The 16,209-nt window shown below is 61.6% G+C and carries 15 protein-coding genes; 10 read left to right on the top strand and 5 right to left on the bottom strand.

What is annotated here, in order from left to right:
• The first annotated feature begins 8 nt into the window (after nucleotides 1–8).
• Nucleotides 9–1,409 (top strand): LCP family protein, encoded by a 1,401-nt coding sequence (locus M2368_RS12150; protein WP_332730624.1) that lies wholly within the window; start codon nucleotides 9–11, stop codon nucleotides 1,407–1,409.
• 160 nt (nucleotides 1,410–1,569) lie between these two features.
• Entirely contained in the window at nucleotides 1,570–1,950 is a 381-nt protein-coding gene (locus M2368_RS12145; protein ID WP_286134254.1) for a twin-arginine translocase TatA/TatE family subunit, read from the top strand.
• Between the two features lie 230 nt (nucleotides 1,951–2,180).
• Here M2368_RS12145 and M2368_RS12140 read toward each other — a convergent pair whose 3' ends face one another.
• From M2368_RS12140 to M2368_RS12130, 3 genes are all read right to left on the bottom strand, one after another.
• Nucleotides 2,181–3,311 carry a ferrochelatase gene (locus tag M2368_RS12140; protein WP_498724539.1) on the bottom strand — a complete coding sequence of 377 codons (1,131 nt, stop codon included), beginning with the start codon at nucleotides 3,309–3,311 and terminating at the stop codon, nucleotides 2,181–2,183.
• Between the two features lie 153 nt (nucleotides 3,312–3,464).
• Nucleotides 3,465–4,814, bottom strand: coding sequence for a TIGR01777 family oxidoreductase (locus tag M2368_RS12135; protein WP_105657985.1), 1,350 nt, complete (start codon nucleotides 4,812–4,814; stop codon nucleotides 3,465–3,467).
• 221 nt (nucleotides 4,815–5,035) lie between these two features.
• A complete protein-coding gene (locus tag M2368_RS12130; protein WP_105657984.1) occupies nucleotides 5,036–5,590 on the bottom strand; it encodes a DinB family protein in 555 nt (184 codons plus the stop codon).
• Nucleotides 5,591–5,667: 77 nt separating this feature from the next.
• On the opposite strand from M2368_RS12130, the gene M2368_RS12125 reads away from it, so the two are divergent.
• Genes M2368_RS12125 through M2368_RS12115 form a run of 3 tightly spaced genes read left to right on the top strand, consistent with a single transcriptional unit; the run spans nucleotide 5,668 to nucleotide 8,657 of the window.
• The gene (locus M2368_RS12125) at nucleotides 5,668–6,567 is read left to right on the top strand and encodes a 3-methyladenine DNA glycosylase (protein WP_105657983.1); all 900 of its coding nucleotides are present in this window, start codon (nucleotides 5,668–5,670) and stop codon (nucleotides 6,565–6,567) included.
• Between the two features lie 32 nt (nucleotides 6,568–6,599).
• Nucleotides 6,600–7,031, top strand: a complete 432-nt coding sequence (locus M2368_RS12120; RefSeq protein ID WP_105657982.1) for a hypothetical protein — start codon at nucleotides 6,600–6,602, stop codon at nucleotides 7,029–7,031.
• Between the two features lie 48 nt (nucleotides 7,032–7,079).
• Nucleotides 7,080–8,657, top strand: coding sequence for a cation:proton antiporter (locus tag M2368_RS12115; protein WP_105657981.1), 1,578 nt, complete (start codon nucleotides 7,080–7,082; stop codon nucleotides 8,655–8,657).
• Here M2368_RS12115 and M2368_RS12110 read toward each other — a convergent pair.
• On the bottom strand, nucleotides 8,654–9,784 hold the full coding sequence (locus tag M2368_RS12110; RefSeq protein WP_105657980.1) for a methyltransferase domain-containing protein: 1,131 nt from the start codon (nucleotides 9,782–9,784) through the stop codon (nucleotides 8,654–8,656). The genes M2368_RS12115 and M2368_RS12110 overlap by 4 nt on opposite strands.
• Before the next feature lie 179 nt (nucleotides 9,785–9,963).
• Between M2368_RS12110 and M2368_RS12105 the strand changes: the two genes are divergently transcribed.
• Nucleotides 9,964–10,956 (top strand): ankyrin repeat domain-containing protein, encoded by a 993-nt coding sequence (locus M2368_RS12105; RefSeq protein WP_105657979.1) that lies wholly within the window; start codon nucleotides 9,964–9,966, stop codon nucleotides 10,954–10,956.
• Between the two features lie 3 nt (nucleotides 10,957–10,959).
• Here the strand turns inward: M2368_RS12105 and M2368_RS12100 are convergent, their stop codons facing one another.
• Nucleotides 10,960–11,370, bottom strand: coding sequence for a YchJ family protein (locus tag M2368_RS12100; protein WP_181148880.1), 411 nt, complete (start codon nucleotides 11,368–11,370; stop codon nucleotides 10,960–10,962).
• A gap of 220 nt (nucleotides 11,371–11,590) precedes the next feature.
• Here M2368_RS12100 and purS point away from each other — a divergent pair, with 220 nt between their 5' ends.
• The 4 genes from purS to M2368_RS12080 all read left to right on the top strand — a co-directional run bounded on the left by purS (nucleotide 11,591) and on the right by M2368_RS12080 (nucleotide 16,194).
• Complete coding sequence (gene purS / locus M2368_RS12095) at nucleotides 11,591–11,842, top strand: phosphoribosylformylglycinamidine synthase subunit PurS (protein WP_102598679.1); 252 nt, start codon at nucleotides 11,591–11,593, stop codon at nucleotides 11,840–11,842.
• Entirely contained in the window at nucleotides 11,842–12,594 is a 753-nt protein-coding gene (purQ, locus tag M2368_RS12090; protein WP_402697504.1) for a phosphoribosylformylglycinamidine synthase subunit PurQ, read from the top strand. The genes purS and purQ overlap by 1 nt, the downstream gene beginning before the upstream one ends.
• The gene (gene purL, locus M2368_RS12085; protein WP_105657977.1) at nucleotides 12,591–14,906 is read left to right on the top strand and encodes a phosphoribosylformylglycinamidine synthase subunit PurL; all 2,316 of its coding nucleotides are present in this window, start codon (nucleotides 12,591–12,593) and stop codon (nucleotides 14,904–14,906) included. The genes purQ and purL overlap by 4 nt, the downstream gene beginning before the upstream one ends.
• 244 nt (nucleotides 14,907–15,150) lie before the next feature.
• A complete protein-coding gene (locus M2368_RS12080) occupies nucleotides 15,151–16,194 on the top strand; it encodes an LLM class flavin-dependent oxidoreductase (RefSeq protein WP_105657976.1) in 1,044 nt (347 codons plus the stop codon).
• The last annotated feature ends 15 nt before the right edge of the window (nucleotides 16,195–16,209 follow it).

The following is a 16,209-nucleotide window of genomic DNA, read 5'->3' as shown; positions in this document are numbered from 1 at the left end:
GCAAGATCGTGAATTCCCAACGAACACCTTCCTCTGCCAGGCGTAGTTCCAAACGGCCGCGGCGCCGGGTAGCTGCCATCATTGCAGCGGCGCTGGTGCTAGCAGTAGTTGTGCCGACCAGCATTGCCTTCCTGCGCCTGCAGGGAAATATTTCCGTCTCGGCGCTCAGGGCGTCTGAAGCGGATGTCCCGGACTCCAGCGAAGGCCTGAATCTGCTGGTGCTCGGTTCCGATAGCCGGGATTTCAGCTCCACCGGCTTCGGCACGGATAACGGTTCCCGACGCAGCGATTCCATGCTGCTTGTCCACTTGTCGCCAGGCAACGAGCGCATCGAGGCGGTCCAGATCCCACGCGATACCGTATTGCAGCGCCCGGCCTGCGCGGATACCGGGTCCGGCGCCTATGCCGGAGGATACGGCATGATCAATTCTGCGCTGAATTACGGTCCCGCATGCTCTGTCGCCGCGGTGGAAACGCTCACCGGAGTTCACCTGAACCACTTCATTGAGGTGGATTTCGAGGGATTCATTTCAATCATCGACGCACTCGACGGAGTCAGCGTGTGCCTGGCCCAGCCAATGACCGATCCGAAAGCGAACCTGGATCTTCCAGCCGGGCTGCAGGAGCTGGACGGAACCGATGCGCTTGCCCTGGCCAGGACCCGCCATGCCGTTGGCGATGGAAGCGACCTCGCTCGGCTCGGAAACCAGCAGAAGGTCATGTCCGCAATAGTCCAGCGTGCCACCAGCAAGGAAGTTCTCGCACGCCCGGACCGGCTCTACTCTTTCCTTGACGCGATTACCTCCTCGATGACCGTTGACCCGGAACTGAGTTCGCTACCGGAACTTGCAGGATTGGCTGCGCGGGTCAAGGACGTTCCCACGGACAAGATCACCTTCATGACCATGCCGACCCAGCCTGCACCATCAAACGCCAACCGGGTTGTCCCGGCTCCCGACGCGACCCTCATCTTTGAACGCATCAAGCAAGACATCCCGGTGAATCCGGATTCCGAGTCCGAATCCGGCTCCGAATCCGATGCAGGAGAAACTGCCACGGCGAAAACCTCCGCCCGGCAGCTTCCTGTCAGCATAGCCAACGCAGCGCGAGTGAGCGGACTGGCCGGCAAATTCGCCAACGAAGCCACGGAGCAAGGCTTCACCGTCACTTCAATCACTACCGCGGCGTCCTTGCAGGCGCAAACACGGCTGCTGATTCCGGATACTGATGCAGCCAGGAAAACAGCCGACGCATTCGCCAAGGCAGTCGATCTCGACATCGAGGCAACAGTCGCCGATGTCGAAAGCATCGAATTGATCCTGGGCCAGGATTACCCAAACCTGGGGCGGCCAGAAAAGCAGCCCGTCAAGGTGAACAGCCGCAAAGCAGACCAGAAACTCTGCGGCTGAGCCGGCCCCAAGGGCAGGCCGCGCCACCGGAAAATCCTGCCATGCCGCGATGGCTGCCAGGCGAATCTCCGTTTGCCCGCGGCTGTTGGCCTTCGTATTCCGGCTGGGCTGCACCTGCCAATTCCGTTTGACCGCGTCCCTTGCAGCGAGGTGATTCACAGTGAGCATTGCAGGCATCAATGGCAATGAATTCATCGTGCTGGCCATTTTGGCGGCCGTGCTGCTCGGACCTGAAAAATTGCCGGACTACGCAAGGAAACTAGCCACGCTGATTCGCGAGTTGCGCCGACTCGCCTCTGGTGCCCAGGAACAACTCCGCGAGGAGCTTGGCGAGGATTTCGCGGACATGGATCTGAAGAAGTTCGATCCGCGGCAATATGATCCTCGAAGGATCATCAGCGAAGCGCTGCGAGATCAACTCGAAGAGCCGCCTGCCCAAGGATTCCCGGATTCTGCCCGCTCAAGGGGACCCGAGACCAGGAGTTCATCATCACCGCCAGAACCCTCCGGTCCGGCCCCTTTTGACGACGAAAGCACTTAGGACGCCACTGCTCCTTGCCGCAAGTGTCCGCTGGCCGCGCGAGCAGTGAATACGGATCCGGTGGACAGGATTCATTCATCGCAGTCCCCAAAGCTCCACCCGGTTCCTTCATCCGGATCGCACGGATTCCGGCATCTATCCGCAACCGGTCCAGCTTCGCTGATTCGCCGGCCAACCGTGATGGCCGGCGAAAAAGGATTCCCGGGATCGGCCACCAGCCTGCTGCCGGCCTAGCTTGCAGGCATGCCGGCGCTCCAATTCGGAACGGTATTTTTCCTAGTAGTGCCTTCACAGCAATTCAGGGAGCAGGCGCCACTGCCCGGGCCCAGCGCTTTGCTTCCGGCGATGGTCGATGACTCCGGCTGCTCGCCACGCACTTGCGCTGCCCGTTCCAGGACCAGATCGACCAAGCCGCTGACAAACGACGGTGAGGTGCCAACACTGCCGGCACGGAGAAACGCCATCCCCAACTCGCGCGCGGTATCTGCCGCTTCGGTATCCAGATCGAATTTGACCTCCATGTGGTCCGAAACGAATCCGAGGGGTACAACCAGAACGCCCTCAGTTCCAGTTTCCGCAAGCTCGCGCATGCGGTCATTGATGTCCGGTTCCAACCAGGGAGTGTGCATGGATCCAGAACGGGAGCAGTACACCAGTTCGGCATCCAGCTGCTCCTCACCAGCTAGTTCCCCGCCAATCCAGGCCATGAGCTCCTCATGCTGCCGCTGGTAGCCGGCGGTGAACTTCTGCGATGATTCTTGCATCGCAGTAGGGATCGAATGGGTGACATATAGGATCTTGTGCCGGTTGCCGTCCAGGCCGCCGACGAGCTGCTTGAATTCCTTCAATCCCTTCCGCACGCAGTCCAACTGCGCATGAGCGAATCCCGGATGATTGTAGTACTGCCGGACTTTATCGATCACCACCTCGAGGCCCTCTTCTTGCAGTGCCGCCACAGTTCCGGCGAAATCCTCACGGTATTGCCGGCACGAGGAATATGAGGAGTAGGCCGACGTATCGATGGCCAGGAACCTTCTCGAGCCGTGCCTGCGCGCATGGTTTCCGACCACTTCGGTGAGGTACGGTTCCCAATTCCGGTTCCCCCAGAGCAGTGGCGTATCGATGCCGCGGGCTGCGAATTCCTCTTGAACGGCTTGCTGCAAAGCCTGGTTCTGCTCATTGATCGGAGATTTTCCGCCGAACATGTAGTAGTGCTCGCCCACCTCTTCAAGGCGCTCGTCCGGAATCCCTCGTCCCCGGGTAACGTTTTGCAGGAAGGGCAGAACATCTTCGGGCTTTTCCGGCCCGCCAAAGGACATCAGCACAACTGCATCAAACGGCGCTACCTGCATGTTTCCCATCGGGATCGTCCACGCTTTCTTCTCGGGCAACTGCCGCCATGGGCAAAATTCCCCGGAGCTGGCAGTCGCAAGCAATTACCTAGATTAGCTTTTATCTAGCCAAGCTAACAATAATTGCTTTGCCTCCTAATCGCCAGCGGGCGTCGCCGACCCCTAACGACTGCCCAGGCTATGAGCCAGTTCCAGCTCAATGCGCTCATTGCGGAACTGATGACCGGCATCGAGCAATTTGCGCGGGACAATTTTCTGATCGGCCATGGCCAGAAGGTGGGACCCTTCGGCTCCCAGCAGCAATTTGGGAGCCGCGGCAGGAACCGGAATGATGGCAGGCCGCCGCACTGCGCGCGCCAAGGCCCTGGTGAATTCGGCGTTGCTCACCGGCTGCGGTGCCACCGCATTGACCGGACCTGCCAATTGCGAATCCCAGAGCGCGCGATGGTAGATGTCCAGCAGGTCATCAAGCCCGATCCACGAAAGCATCTGCTTTCCCCCTGCAAGGGGACCGCCCAGGCCTGCGGAGAATACAGGACGCAAAACGGCGAGCATCCCGCCTTTGGGGCTCAGCACGATACCGGTCCTGATCTGCACCCGGCGCATGCCGCTGTCCCCGGCATTCGCCGCACGTTCCCAGCGGTCCACCACGTCAGCCAGGAAATCCGGAGTCCCGGCCCGCGGGGAATCGGTCTCGTCCAATGGGTGCGGTCCGGCTGAAGCACCGTAGAATCCGATGGCCGAAGCGCTGATGAAGGTCCGGACACCTGAACGTGACGCCAGCAGGGCAAGGGATCGGGTCGGTTCGATGCGGCTGGAGAGAATTGCCTGCCGATGCGCTTGGCTGAACCGGCCGAAGATGCTGGCTCCGGCCAAATGGATGACCGCGTCGCAGCCATCGAGCAGGCCCGGGTCAGGATCCAGCGGATTCCAGCGCCGTTCGCTTGCCGATTCCGGCTCGTGCCGCACGAGCTTGACGACCCGGTGCCCGCCGGTGGACAAGAAGGCGCACAAAGCCTGTCCGACTAATCCGCTTGAACCGGTCAGCGCTATCACCAGCGGCTTCAACCCGGCCTGCGCCGCCCGCTGGTGTGCGGCAAAATCGTCTGCCAGCTGGCGGTGGCGGTATGCAAGCATCGATTCGATCTGCCGTCCTGGCATATTCGACTGGATGCAGTCACCCACGGTCGTGCACTGCGCGCCCGCGGGCTCGAAGTAATGCTCATGCCGCCACTGCACCACCCGGGCAGGAAGGCCGCGAACCCCTTCGGGTTCAAGCTGGTCGACGAAACTGCGGTTCTCCGCGAACCCCTCAGGCTGGTGCTTGGCATTCCACAGCACTCCGCCGGGAAGGCCCAGCACGGCCGTCCCGTCCTTCAGCGAACCGGCTTCTTCAATGACCTTCAGCGGAAGCCACGGTGGCAAGAGCCGCTGCATGGCCCCGGGTCGCGAGAACCAGTCAAAGACAACGGATGCAGATGCCGGAAGTTGGCTGGAGCGCTCAGTGTTCATGGCCCCATCCTAGAGGCTTCAGGCAGGCCGGTTCCCGAGGATGGGAAATTGCTGGATTCCGTCGCAATGTCTGGTCCGGCGCCGCAATGAATCCCTCGGTTTCCTGCAGCACGCTATCCCGGCAGACTTGGAGCAGGAACAAGAACTTCTGGACAGAGCTTGATTGCGGACAACTAACGGACCGGCTGTTGCCCGAAGCGGCTGCCAATGCAACCAGAAAGCTAGGCATACCATGCAGGAAGATAGTCGAAGGGAGGATCCTCGCCCACCCGCCCGTCGATGGCTTCACGCAAGAGATCCGCATGCCCTGCATGCCGCCCATACTCTTCAATCAGGTCGCAGATGATTCTGCGTATCGACGCATGCTTGCCTTCGAAGGCCAACCCCGAGCCCGTGTCCAGCTTCCTTTCCTCGATAACGGACTGCTGGATTCCTCGGCTTTTGGCCACGGCCCGGTCGTAGCGTTGATAAAGATTCTCCGGATCCTCTTCCAGATCAACCACGAAGTGCTCGCGCCCGTTGGCAGTGAACCCAAGGAGGACTTCAGGTCGTTGCCCGGCAATGAAGTAGGTGAATTTCTCATCTTCGACAAGGGCAAGATGCTGGAGCAATCCGCCCAGGCTGAGCTGGCTGCTGGGCAACTTGGTTGCCAGCTGTTCGATGTCCAGCCCGTCGGCCTTGTATCTGAAAGTGGCGCGCAGCCTGTCAAGCATCCCGAACAGATGCTGCTGGTCGGAGCCGCTCATTGGCGGTTCCCAGGGAGGCAGGATTTCCATGGCGTACCCCTTTGCGAGAAGTGTGAGTTGGCGTACCAAACTGGTTTCATCGGCCCATGAATTGAATAATTAGAAGTATGCCTCTGACCGCCGCCATTTTGGAACCCTCGCAGTGGATGCCGCATGCCGCTGAGCATGAAGCACGGGCTCGGGCCTTTGGCGAACCTTTCGTGGAACGGCGGATGAAGGGCAAGAAGCATCCCATCGAGGACTTCCTGTTCACCTATTACACGCAAAAGCCGGGCCAGCTCTACCGCTGGCATCCAGGGATGAACGTGGTTCTAGCCGGAGACGCGGCCCAAGAACGCGGCGAGTGGAAGTTCTACCGCAGAGTCCAAACCGGCCACGGTACGGGATACCACTTCGATGCGGAGGCATTCGGCAAGGCGCGTGCCCGGGCCATCGAGTTCGCCCGCATCATTCTGGCCGGCACCGCGCAGCGGCCAGGAAACTTCTCCTGCTTCGGCCTGCATGAATGGGCGATGGCCTACAAATCCGAGGCCAACGGCATCCGCCATGAATACCTCCCGCTGCGCTTGGGTGCGCAGGGAACCGACGAAGTGGTGGAAACACACAAGATCCGTTGCACCCACTTCGATGCATTCCGCTTCTACACTCCCCAGGCGATCGAGCTCAACGAGCTGCAGCCGACCAGGGAAACCCAGCGCGACCTGGAACAGCCCGGTTGCCTGCACGCCAACATGGATCTGTACAAGTGGGCCTATAAGCTCTCCCCTGCGGTGCCAAGCGACTTGGTCATGGACTGCTTCGAGCTCGCCTGGGACATTCGCACCATGGATATGCAGGCGTCCCCCTATGATCTGGGCGATTGGGGCCATGAACCCATCCGCATTGAAACTCCCGAGGGCAAGGCCGCGTACGTGAGATTGCAAAAGGAATTTGCCCAGCGTGCCGACTCGCTGCGCAATCAATTGCTGGAAGTCGCCAACAACCTGCCAATCTTCCCGGAAGACTAGAACTTATTCGCGGCCGCAGGCAAGATTGATCCATGGTTACTGCACGGGGCCTTCGCCTGATTCCGGCCGGTATCGCGCTCGGCTGCGTGAGCCTCTCGCTGGCTTCCTGCGCCACCAGCATCGGACAGGGGCCGCAGACCCAATTGGAAATCACCATTCGCGATGACGGCAGCGAAATTTCACAGCAGTACTCCCTGGAATGCACCGGCGAACAAGCCGCTGAATCCAGCACATTGCCGAACGCATCCAAAGCTTGCTTGCAGCTCGAGCTTGAACCCGGTGCCATTGCCGGAGAAGTTGATCCCCAGGAAATCTGCACCGAAATATACGGTGGACCGCAACGGGCCGAAATAAGCGGAACCCTGCACGGCGAGACGGTGAATACGAGCTTTTCCCGGCATAACGGCTGCGCCATCGATCGTTGGGATGCCGCCTCGTTTCTACTCGGTTCCGTGAAAACATGAGTCGATAACCCCTGAATAACTGCGCGGAGAAACTAGAATAGTAAGACTATGGAGTTTTTCCTGCTGGTTATCGCGCTGCTATTCGCCACGATCCTGATTGTCGGCATCGGGGAACGCATTAAATTGCCCTACCCGATCTTGATGCTGATTTTCGCGACGCTGGCAGGTTTCTTGCCGTTCATGCCCGAAATGCATATTGAGCCCGAGCTGATCCTGCCGATCTTCTTGCCGCCTTTGCTTTTCGCTACGGCCCAGCGCAGCAGTTGGTCGGTGTTCCGCTTCCGCTGGAAGGCCCTGATCCGGCTGGCCGTGGTGCTCATCGTGGTGACAGCAGGCACCGTGGCCGCTACCGCGCTGGCCTTCTCCCCCATCGCTTCCATTCCGCTGGCATTGGCGTTGGGCGCAGTAGTGGCCCCGCCTGACCCGGTCGCGGTGGATGCAATTGCCACCAAGGTGAAAATGCCGCGGCGCCTGACGTCCCTGCTGGAAACCGAGGGCCTGTTCAACGACGCAATGGCCATCGTGATCTTCCAGTTGGCCGTCCAGGCAACCCTGAATGGCTCGGAAGTCGGACTCGAAATCATTCCGCAGTTCCTGCTCGGTGCCGCAGGGGCGGTAGTCCTGGGTCTGGCCATGGGCTGGGCCATCGGCGCCTTGAACCGCTTCGTTCCCAACCTGGCAGCGCGTTGCGCGGCCACCTTGGTGGCACCTTATGCGGTCTACATGATTGCGGAGGAGCTGCATATTTCAGGGGTCATCGCAGTGGTGGTGACGGCCCTTGAAATGGTGCGGCGGGACCGCCCCCAGGACTCTGCCGAACGCCTAACCCGGCAATCCTTCTGGGAAGTGCTCGAGCTGCTGGCCACCGGCCTGGCTTTCGGCTTGATGGGCATCGAGATGAACCAGGTGATCCAGGAGGAAGGCAGCAACCTGATCGGCTTCATCCCGGGCATCGCCGCGATCTGCTTCGTGGTCATCGCAGTGCGTGCGCTGTGGATGCTGGCGACCTACTACCTGCCCAACCGCAGCAAGCCCAAGATTCCTGCGCGCAAGGATGCGCTGGTGCTCACTTGGTGCGGCATGCGCGGGCTGGCGACTTTGGCCTTGGCCCTGGCACTGCCCAAGGTCGCAGCGGATGGATCGGCCATCGAGGGACGCAACTTCGTGGTGGTCGCCGCTTGCTCCGTCTTGCTGTGCACTTTGGTGCTCCCGGGCCTGACCTTGCCAGCGCTGATGCGCGTGCTGAAGCTGCGCAACAACGAGCAAGATGCCAAGCGTGCCCGCCGGGCCCTGGCCCGCCGCGCCGAGGCTGTCGCACTGGCGGCGCTGCGCAAGAACGTGCAGCTCGAAGAGCTGCCGGAGAATTACCAGCAGGCAGTGCGCCGGCGCATGAACTCGCTGCATACCATCCTGGCCAAGGACCCGGATCCGCACGATGCGATCTCGGACGAAAAGTACACGCAGATTCGCGCGGTGATCGCCAAGGCCGATTCGATCCAGGCCATCGCCCTGGAAGCCGCCCGCGACGAGCTGCTCAAGGCCCGCCGCGAACCGAATATCGACCCGCACATCGTTGACGAGATTGTCGGCCGCCTTGACCGACGCACCGCAACCCTGGATCGCTAGGCGGCCTTGCGCTCCAGCTTCACGATGACTTCGTAGTGGCTGGTCTGCGGGAACATGTCCATGACGCGAGCCTGCTGCGGAGCGTAGTTCTCCAAACGCTCCAGGTCCCTGGCCAGTGACTTCGCGTTGCAGCTGGAGTAAATGATGTGCTGGACATCGGACTCGTTCAGCCACTTCGATAGCTCTGCGGAGATACCGCGGCGCGGAGGATTCACGATTACCGCCTCTGGCGCCCAGCCGGCACCCAGCGCGAATTCGGTTGCGTCTTGGACCCTGAAATGGATGTCATCCAGCTCCATGGTCTTGGCGCTGGTCTTTGCCGATTCAACGGCTTCCCCGCTGGTCTCGATGCCGTACACGGTACGGTCCTCGGTAGCGCAATGCAGTGCGAAACCACCCACCCCGCTGTACAGATCCCAAACGCTTTCGGGGTTGGCATCGTTGATCCATTGGCGGGCCTGCCGGTACAAGGCGGCAGCGATCTCGCTGTTGGTCTGGAAGAAGCCCTGGGGGCGCAGGTGCATCGGTACGCCGTTCAGCCCGAATTCCAAGGTGGTTCGGCGGGTAAGAATGATTTCTTCTTCGCCTTCCAGCACTGCCTTGTGCTCAGGCAAGAAGTTCACCGACACCACGCTGTGGCGTGGAAGCTGCTCAAGGAATTGCGGCAGCGAATCACGCAGTGCCACAAAATGCTTCTTGGTGCGCAATACCCAACGGACCATCACCGAACCGGTATCCGACAGGGTGAGAATCACATGCTTGAGTTCGCCCTTGCGCTTGGGAACGTCGTAGGGAATGAGCTTCAGATCATGAATGAACTGCTCGATGACCGGGAATACGGCACGTAGCGGTGCTGCGATGACTCCGCAGTTGCGCAGATCGACACCGTGGCCGTCGGCATCCAGGATGCCGATGGTCGGCTGGCCGGTGGTTCCGGAAATGACCATTTTGGCTTTGTTGCGGAAGCCCTGTTCGCTGCTGGCTTGGGGCGGAAGGAATTCCAGGCCCGGGAAGCCGGCCAGCAGCTGCTGGCAATCCGCCACCTTAGATTGCAGTTGCTGGGCGTAAGGCACCGTCATCAAGGTGCATGAGCGGCAACGGGAGGCAGAAAAGTAAAGGCATTCCATGGTGCTTATGATTTTAGCGAAGATCGGCCGGCACCGAGCACAGAGAAATCTTGGCGCTGATTGACCGCAAATTTTCAGCTTTGGCCGCTAAGCTCTCAATTGATCAAAAGTTACTGAGCAGAATCCCTGCATGATGCGAAAGCCATACGGGGAAGGGTTGTTTAACCGCGAAAGGACAGATGGCACTTCATACCGGGCTATCCACGCATCGCCGTGGCATTGCATTGCTTGCACTCCCCCTTGCTGCCGTGATCGGCGCCTGCACGAGTTGCGCCGCTTCTTCACCCCAGGCTCATGAAGTTTCTTCCACCCCGGTTCCCGCCCCGTCTTCCAGCAGTGCCACCGAAAAATCCCTGCCCGCTCCGAGCAAGGCCGCAGCAAGCTCCAGCGTCCCGCTTCCGGCTCCAACCGGGAACAATGCCACTGCTCCCACCACGACTCCGAGCAATTCAGCCAAGCAGCCCGCCGGCACTCCGGCCAAGCCCGAAAGCTCCAAGACATCGCTGTCGCCCCTGGCCTCGGGTGCCAACACTGGTGCCTCCATCAAGGCGCTTCCCAGTTCAGCGGCCGAAATGTCCAAGGCCACCACGCAGCTGTTCGCTGCAGTGAATCGAGGCAAGCTGAAGGACGTCAAGTCAGCACTCAAGGATGGAGCTGACCTCGACGCGCAGGACGAGGCCGGTCGCACCGCGCTGATGCGTGCAGTCATCAACAAGAACCCTGCCATCGCCAAGACCCTCTTCGAAGCAGGCTCGGATCCCGACAAGAAGGACGACTTCTACGAGTCGCCGTTCCTGCGCGCGAGCGCCAATGGCCAGGTTGAAACGCTGAAGCTTCTCATTGACGGCGGGGCCGACCTCACGGCGGTAAATCGCATGGGCGGGACCGCCTTGACCGTCGCCAGCGAGAATGGCCGGGTTCAGGCCGTGCGCCAGTTGCTCCGCACCGATATCCCGGTAGACCAGGTTAATGACCTGGGCTGGACGGCCCTGCACGAAACCATTGTCCTGGGCCAGGGCACCGCCAATGCCATCACCATCGCGCGTTTGCTGATTATCAACGGGGCAGACCCGCATTTGGAGGACCACTCCGGTTCTGATGCATTCAAGCTAGCGCGTGAACGCCAACAGAGCCAGATGCTGACCATGCTGCAGGCCGCAGCCAAGCGCTGAGTCCTAGAGGGCGTCGAGGTAGAACCAGGCGCCGTCCTGCTTCACGAAGGTGCTGACCTCATGCTGCTGCGCTTCATGCCGGCCGTCGCGATAGTTGGCAGCGAATTCAACCACCCCGCGGGAGGCCGCCGCGCCGCCAGCACGGGTTGAAATGATCTCCAAGCCGGTCCAGCGCATCTGCGAATCCACGTCCAGTTCCTTGGGCCTCGTGCTCTCATGCCAGGTCGCCAGCAAATACTGCGACAGCCCCAGCACGAAGGCGCTGTAGCGTGAGCGCATCAGCTGCTCCGCGGTCTGCGGCAGCAAGGAGCCATCTTCCCTTCCGTCATGCAAGGGCTTGCAGCAGTTTTCGTAGGACGGCTTCACAGCGTCCAGGGCTCGGCAGGCGCAGACGGTTTGACTAGCATTTTTCACAGTTTCAGCATACGCGTCGAGCGCGCTTCGACAACCCGTGAGCCTAAGATCACATGACTTAAACCGCAGGATATCGGTGCTATCGCGCACAGGGACGTTTTCCCCATCACATTCACGGGTAGACTATGAAGGCAAGCTCGCGGAGCGCCAAATCCCCCTGGTGTGAGACGGCATCTCCGTGTGGCATTTAACTTAACCTCGCCAACAGGAGATATGCCGGATGCCCCGCATCGTTGTAGATGTCATGCTCAAGCCAGAAATCCTTGACCCTCAGGGCAAGGCCATCGCGGGAGCTCTTCCCCGCCTAGGCTTCACCTCCTTCGAAGCTGTCCGCCAGGGCAAGCGCTTTGAACTGTCCGTGGACGGCGAGGTGACCGAAGAAATCCTCGCCCAGGCTCGCGAGGCTGCAGAAACCCTGCTTTCCAACCCGGTGATCGAAGATGTCGTCAACGTCGAGGTATTCGAAGACTAATGAGCGCCGAACTTCCCCTGATTGGCGACTATTCAACGCCAAGCACTGCACTTTCCGGAGCGCGCATCGGCGTGGTGACCTTCCCGGGCACCCTCGATGACCGCGACGCCGCTCGCGCCGTGCGCGCAGCCGGTGCCGAAGCGGTGTCCCTGTGGCACGCCGACACCGACCTGCAGGATGTCGACGCCGTGGTGATCCCCGGCGGCTTCTCCTACGGCGACTACCTGCGCGCCGGCGCGATCTCCCGCTTCGCACCGATGATGGCGAAGATCGCAGATGCCGCGAACTCCCATGCCAAGCTGCCCGTGCTGGGCATCTGCAACGGTTTCCAGATCCTCACCGAGTCGCACCTGCTGCCCGGATCGATGATCAAGAACGACCACTTGAAGTTCATCTGCCGCGATCAGCTGCTGCGCGTGGAGAACAACCAGACCGCATGGACCAACGGCTTCGAAGCAGGCCAGGAAATCACCATCGTGCTGAAGAACCAGGATGGCCAGTACGTGGCCGACGAGAAGGTCCTGGACGAGCTCGAAGCTGAAAACCGCATCGCGTTCTCCTACGTGGGCTGGAACCCGAACGGCTCGCGCCGCTCGATCGCCGGCGTGAGCAACAAGGCCGGCAACGTTGTCGGCCTGATGCCGCACCCGGAGCACGCCATTGAGGCCGGCTTCGGCCCGGACCACCGCGGCACCGACGGGCTGGCATTCTTCACCAGCGTTCTGACCCACCTTGTTGGAGGCAAAAAGTGAGCCAGGAAGCCACTAAGGAATTCAATATCGACACCGTCGATAACGCAGCGGGCACCCCGGATGTAGAACTGCCATGGGCAGAGCTGGGCCTGAAGGACAACGAGTTCGCCGAGATCGTGAAGATCCTGGGCCGTCGTCCGACCGCCGCTGAATTGGCCATGTACTCGGTCATGTGGTCCGAGCACTGCTCGTACAAGTCCACCAAGAACCACCTGCGCCAGTTCGGCCAGAAGGTCACCCCGGAAATGAAGAAGGACCTGATGGTCGGCATGGGCGAAAACGCCGGTGTCACCGACCTGGGCGACGGCTGGGCCGTGACCTTCAAGATCGAGTCCCACAACTCGCCTTCCTACGTCGAGCCGTACCAGGGTGCCGCTACCGGCATCGGCGGCATCGTGCGCGACATCATCTCCATGGGCGCCCGCCCGATCGCCGTGATGGATCCGCTGCGTTTCGGCGCGATCGACCACGAGGACTCGCAGCGCGTCGTGCACGGCGTGGTCTCGGGCATCGGCGGCTACGGCAACTCGCTGGGCCTGCCGAACATCGGCGGCGAAACCGTCTTCGACCCGATCTACCAGGGCAACCCGCTGGTCAACGCACTGGCCGTGGGCGCACTGCGCCACGAGGATCTGCGCCTGGCCAACGCCTCGGGCGTGGGCAACAAGGTCGTGCTCTTCGGTGCGCGCACCGGTGGCGACGGCATTGGCGGCGCGTCGGTGCTGGCCTCGGAGTCCTTCGACGACACCAAGCCCTCCAAGCGCCCTGCGGTGCAGGTGGGCGACCCGTTCGCCGAGAAGGTGCTCATCGAGTGCTGCCTGGAACTGTTCAAGGCCTCGCTGGTCGAGGGCATCCAGGACCTGGGCGCCGCAGGCATCTCCTGCGCCACCAGCGAACTGGCTTCCAACGGCGAAGGCGGCATGCAGGTCGAGCTGACCAACGTGCTGCTGCGCGATTCCACCCTGACCCCGGGCGAAATCCTGATGTCGGAGTCCCAGGAACGCATGATGGCCGTAGTCACCCCGCAGAACATCGAAGCGTTCGAGGCCGTCATGGCCAAGTGGAACGTGGAGTACTCCTGGCTGGGCGAGGTCACCGACACCGATCGGCTGATCATCACCTGGAATGGCGAAGTCATCGTGGATGTGGACCCGAAGACCGTCGCCCACGACGGCCCGGTCTACGACCGCCCGTATGCCCGCCCGCAGTGGCAGGATGCGCTGCAGGCTGACACCTTCAAGTCCTCGGAAGCCGGCGCCAACCTGCCAGCTACCGGCGAAGAGCTGAAGGCCGCCGCCCTGGAGCTGATCGCCAGCCCGAACATGTGCGACAAGTCCTGGATCACCAACCAGTACGACCGCTACGTCGGCGGCAACACCGCGCTGGCCGCCCCGGATGATGCCGGCGTGATCCGCATCGACGAGTCCACCGGACTCGGCGTGGCCATCGCCACCGATGCCAACGGCCGCTACACCTACCTGGACCCGTATGCCGGCGCCCAGCTGGCGCTGGCCGAGTCCTACCGCAACGTCGCCACCTCCGGTGCGATCCCTGCGGCGGTTTCGGACTGCCTGAACTACGGCTCCCCAGAGGACCCGGATGTCATGTGGCAGCTGGCCGAGGGCATCCGCGGCCTGTCCGATGCGTGCATGGAGCTCGGCGTCCCGGTCACCGGCGGCAATGTCTCGCTGTACAACCAGACCGGCGACAAGGCCATCCACCCAACCCCTGTGGTGGCGACCCTGGGCAAGTTCGACGACGTCGCTCGCCGCACCCCTTCGGGCTGGCGCGAAGAGGCCGACGGCCAGGCCATCTACCTGATCGGCACCACCGCCGATGAGCTGGACGGCTCGGAGTTCGCCAACCTGCGCGGCCACCTCGGCGGCCTGCCGCCAAAGGTCGACCTGGCTGCCGAGAAGGCACTGGGCGCAATCCTGATCAACGCCAGCCGCGACGGCATGATCGACGCCGCGCACGACCTGTCCGAGGGCGGCCTGCTTGCAGCGCTGTCCGAGATGGTCCTGCGCTACGGCGTTGGCGCCCGCGTGGCCCTGGACGAGATCAAGCAGCGTGACGGCATCGATTCCTTCACCGCGCTGTTCTCGGAGTCCCAGGCACGCGCCTTGGTTGCCGTTCCACGCAGCGAAGAGGTCCGCTTCAACGACATGACCAGTGCCCGCGGTGTCACCGTGGCCCGCATGGGCATTGTCGATGCGCAGTCCGGCGTCCTGGAAGTCCAGGGCGAGTTCACCGTTTCGGTGGACGAGCTGCGCGAGGCTTCCGAGGGCACCATGAAGAAGTACTTCGGCTAGTTTCTGGCCCACCCCTGGACGGCGGTTCTCCTCATCGAGGAGAGCCGCCGTTTTGCATGCCTGGATGATGTGGCGCTAAGCAGTGCTCCAAGGTCTGCTCCAGCCCCGAGTCCGATGCGTTCTGGCGCCTGTGCGGCTGGGCTGGAGACCGGTCGAGGCGCAATCTCCGGATATAGTTGACACGTCAATAACTTTGAGTCATGATTGATGCATCAACAAAGTTCTGGACTACAGGGAGCACGCAATGAACGCCTTCGAGAACATCGAATTCGGCCTCGACACCTTTGGCGACGTACCCAGCGACAAGTCAGGCAAGCTGGTAACCCATGCCCAGGGCATCCGCGCCACGGTCCAGGAAGCCATCGCGGCCGATCAGGCCGGCGTCGATGTGATCGCTGTCGGCGAGCACCACCGCCCCGAATACGCCATCTCAAGCCCCGAGACCGTTCTGGCGGGCATTGCCACGGCGACCGAGCGGATCCGCCTCGGATCCGGCGTGACCGTGCTGTCTTCCGACGATCCGGTCCGCGTCTTCCAGCGCTTCGCTACTGTGGATGCCTTGTCCAACGGCCGTGCCGAAGTCATGCTGGGCCGCGGCTCCTTTACCGAGTCCTTCCCGTTGTTCGGCCATGACATGGCTGACTACGAACTGCTCTTCGACGAGAAGATCGACCTGTTCCACAAGCTGCTCGACGAAAAGCCGGTGACTTGGCAGGGAACCAAGCGTGCAGCGCTGACCGACATGGAAGTCTTCCCGAAGACCGAGTCCGGCCGCCTGAACACCTGGGTGGGAGTGGGCGGTTCCCCGCAGTCGGTCATCCGCACGGCGCACTACGGATTCCGCATGATGCTAGCAGTCATCGGCGGCTCCCCCGAGCGTTTCGCACCCTACATCGACCTGTACCGCCGGGCCAACGACCAGTTCGGGCACCCAACCCTGCCGGTGGGCCTGCATTCACCTGGCTTCGTCGCAGAAACCGACGAGTTGGCCCGCGAGCACATGTTCGACGCCTACAAGGAGCAGCGCGACCGCATCGGCGCCACCCGCGGCTGGAGCCCAATGAGCCGCGGCGAATTCGAGCACGAAATCAGCGAAGGATCGCTGTACGTGGGCTCTCCGGAAACCGTGGCGCGCAAGATCGCCAAGACCATCAAGACCTTGGATATCGGCCGTTTCGATTTGATCTACTCGGGCGGCGCAGTAGAAGCCAGCGCCCGCCTGCGTGCAGTGGAACTCTACGGCGAGAAGGTCATCCCGTTGGTGCGCGAAATGCTTGCCGAGAGCTAAACCCGGATTCGAAGA

This window comes from Arthrobacter sp. JUb119 (assembly GCF_024807995.1).
In the GTDB taxonomy this organism is placed as follows: Bacteria; Actinomycetota; Actinomycetes; order Actinomycetales; family Micrococcaceae; genus Glutamicibacter.
This window is presented reverse-complemented; position numbering and strand designations above follow the sequence as displayed.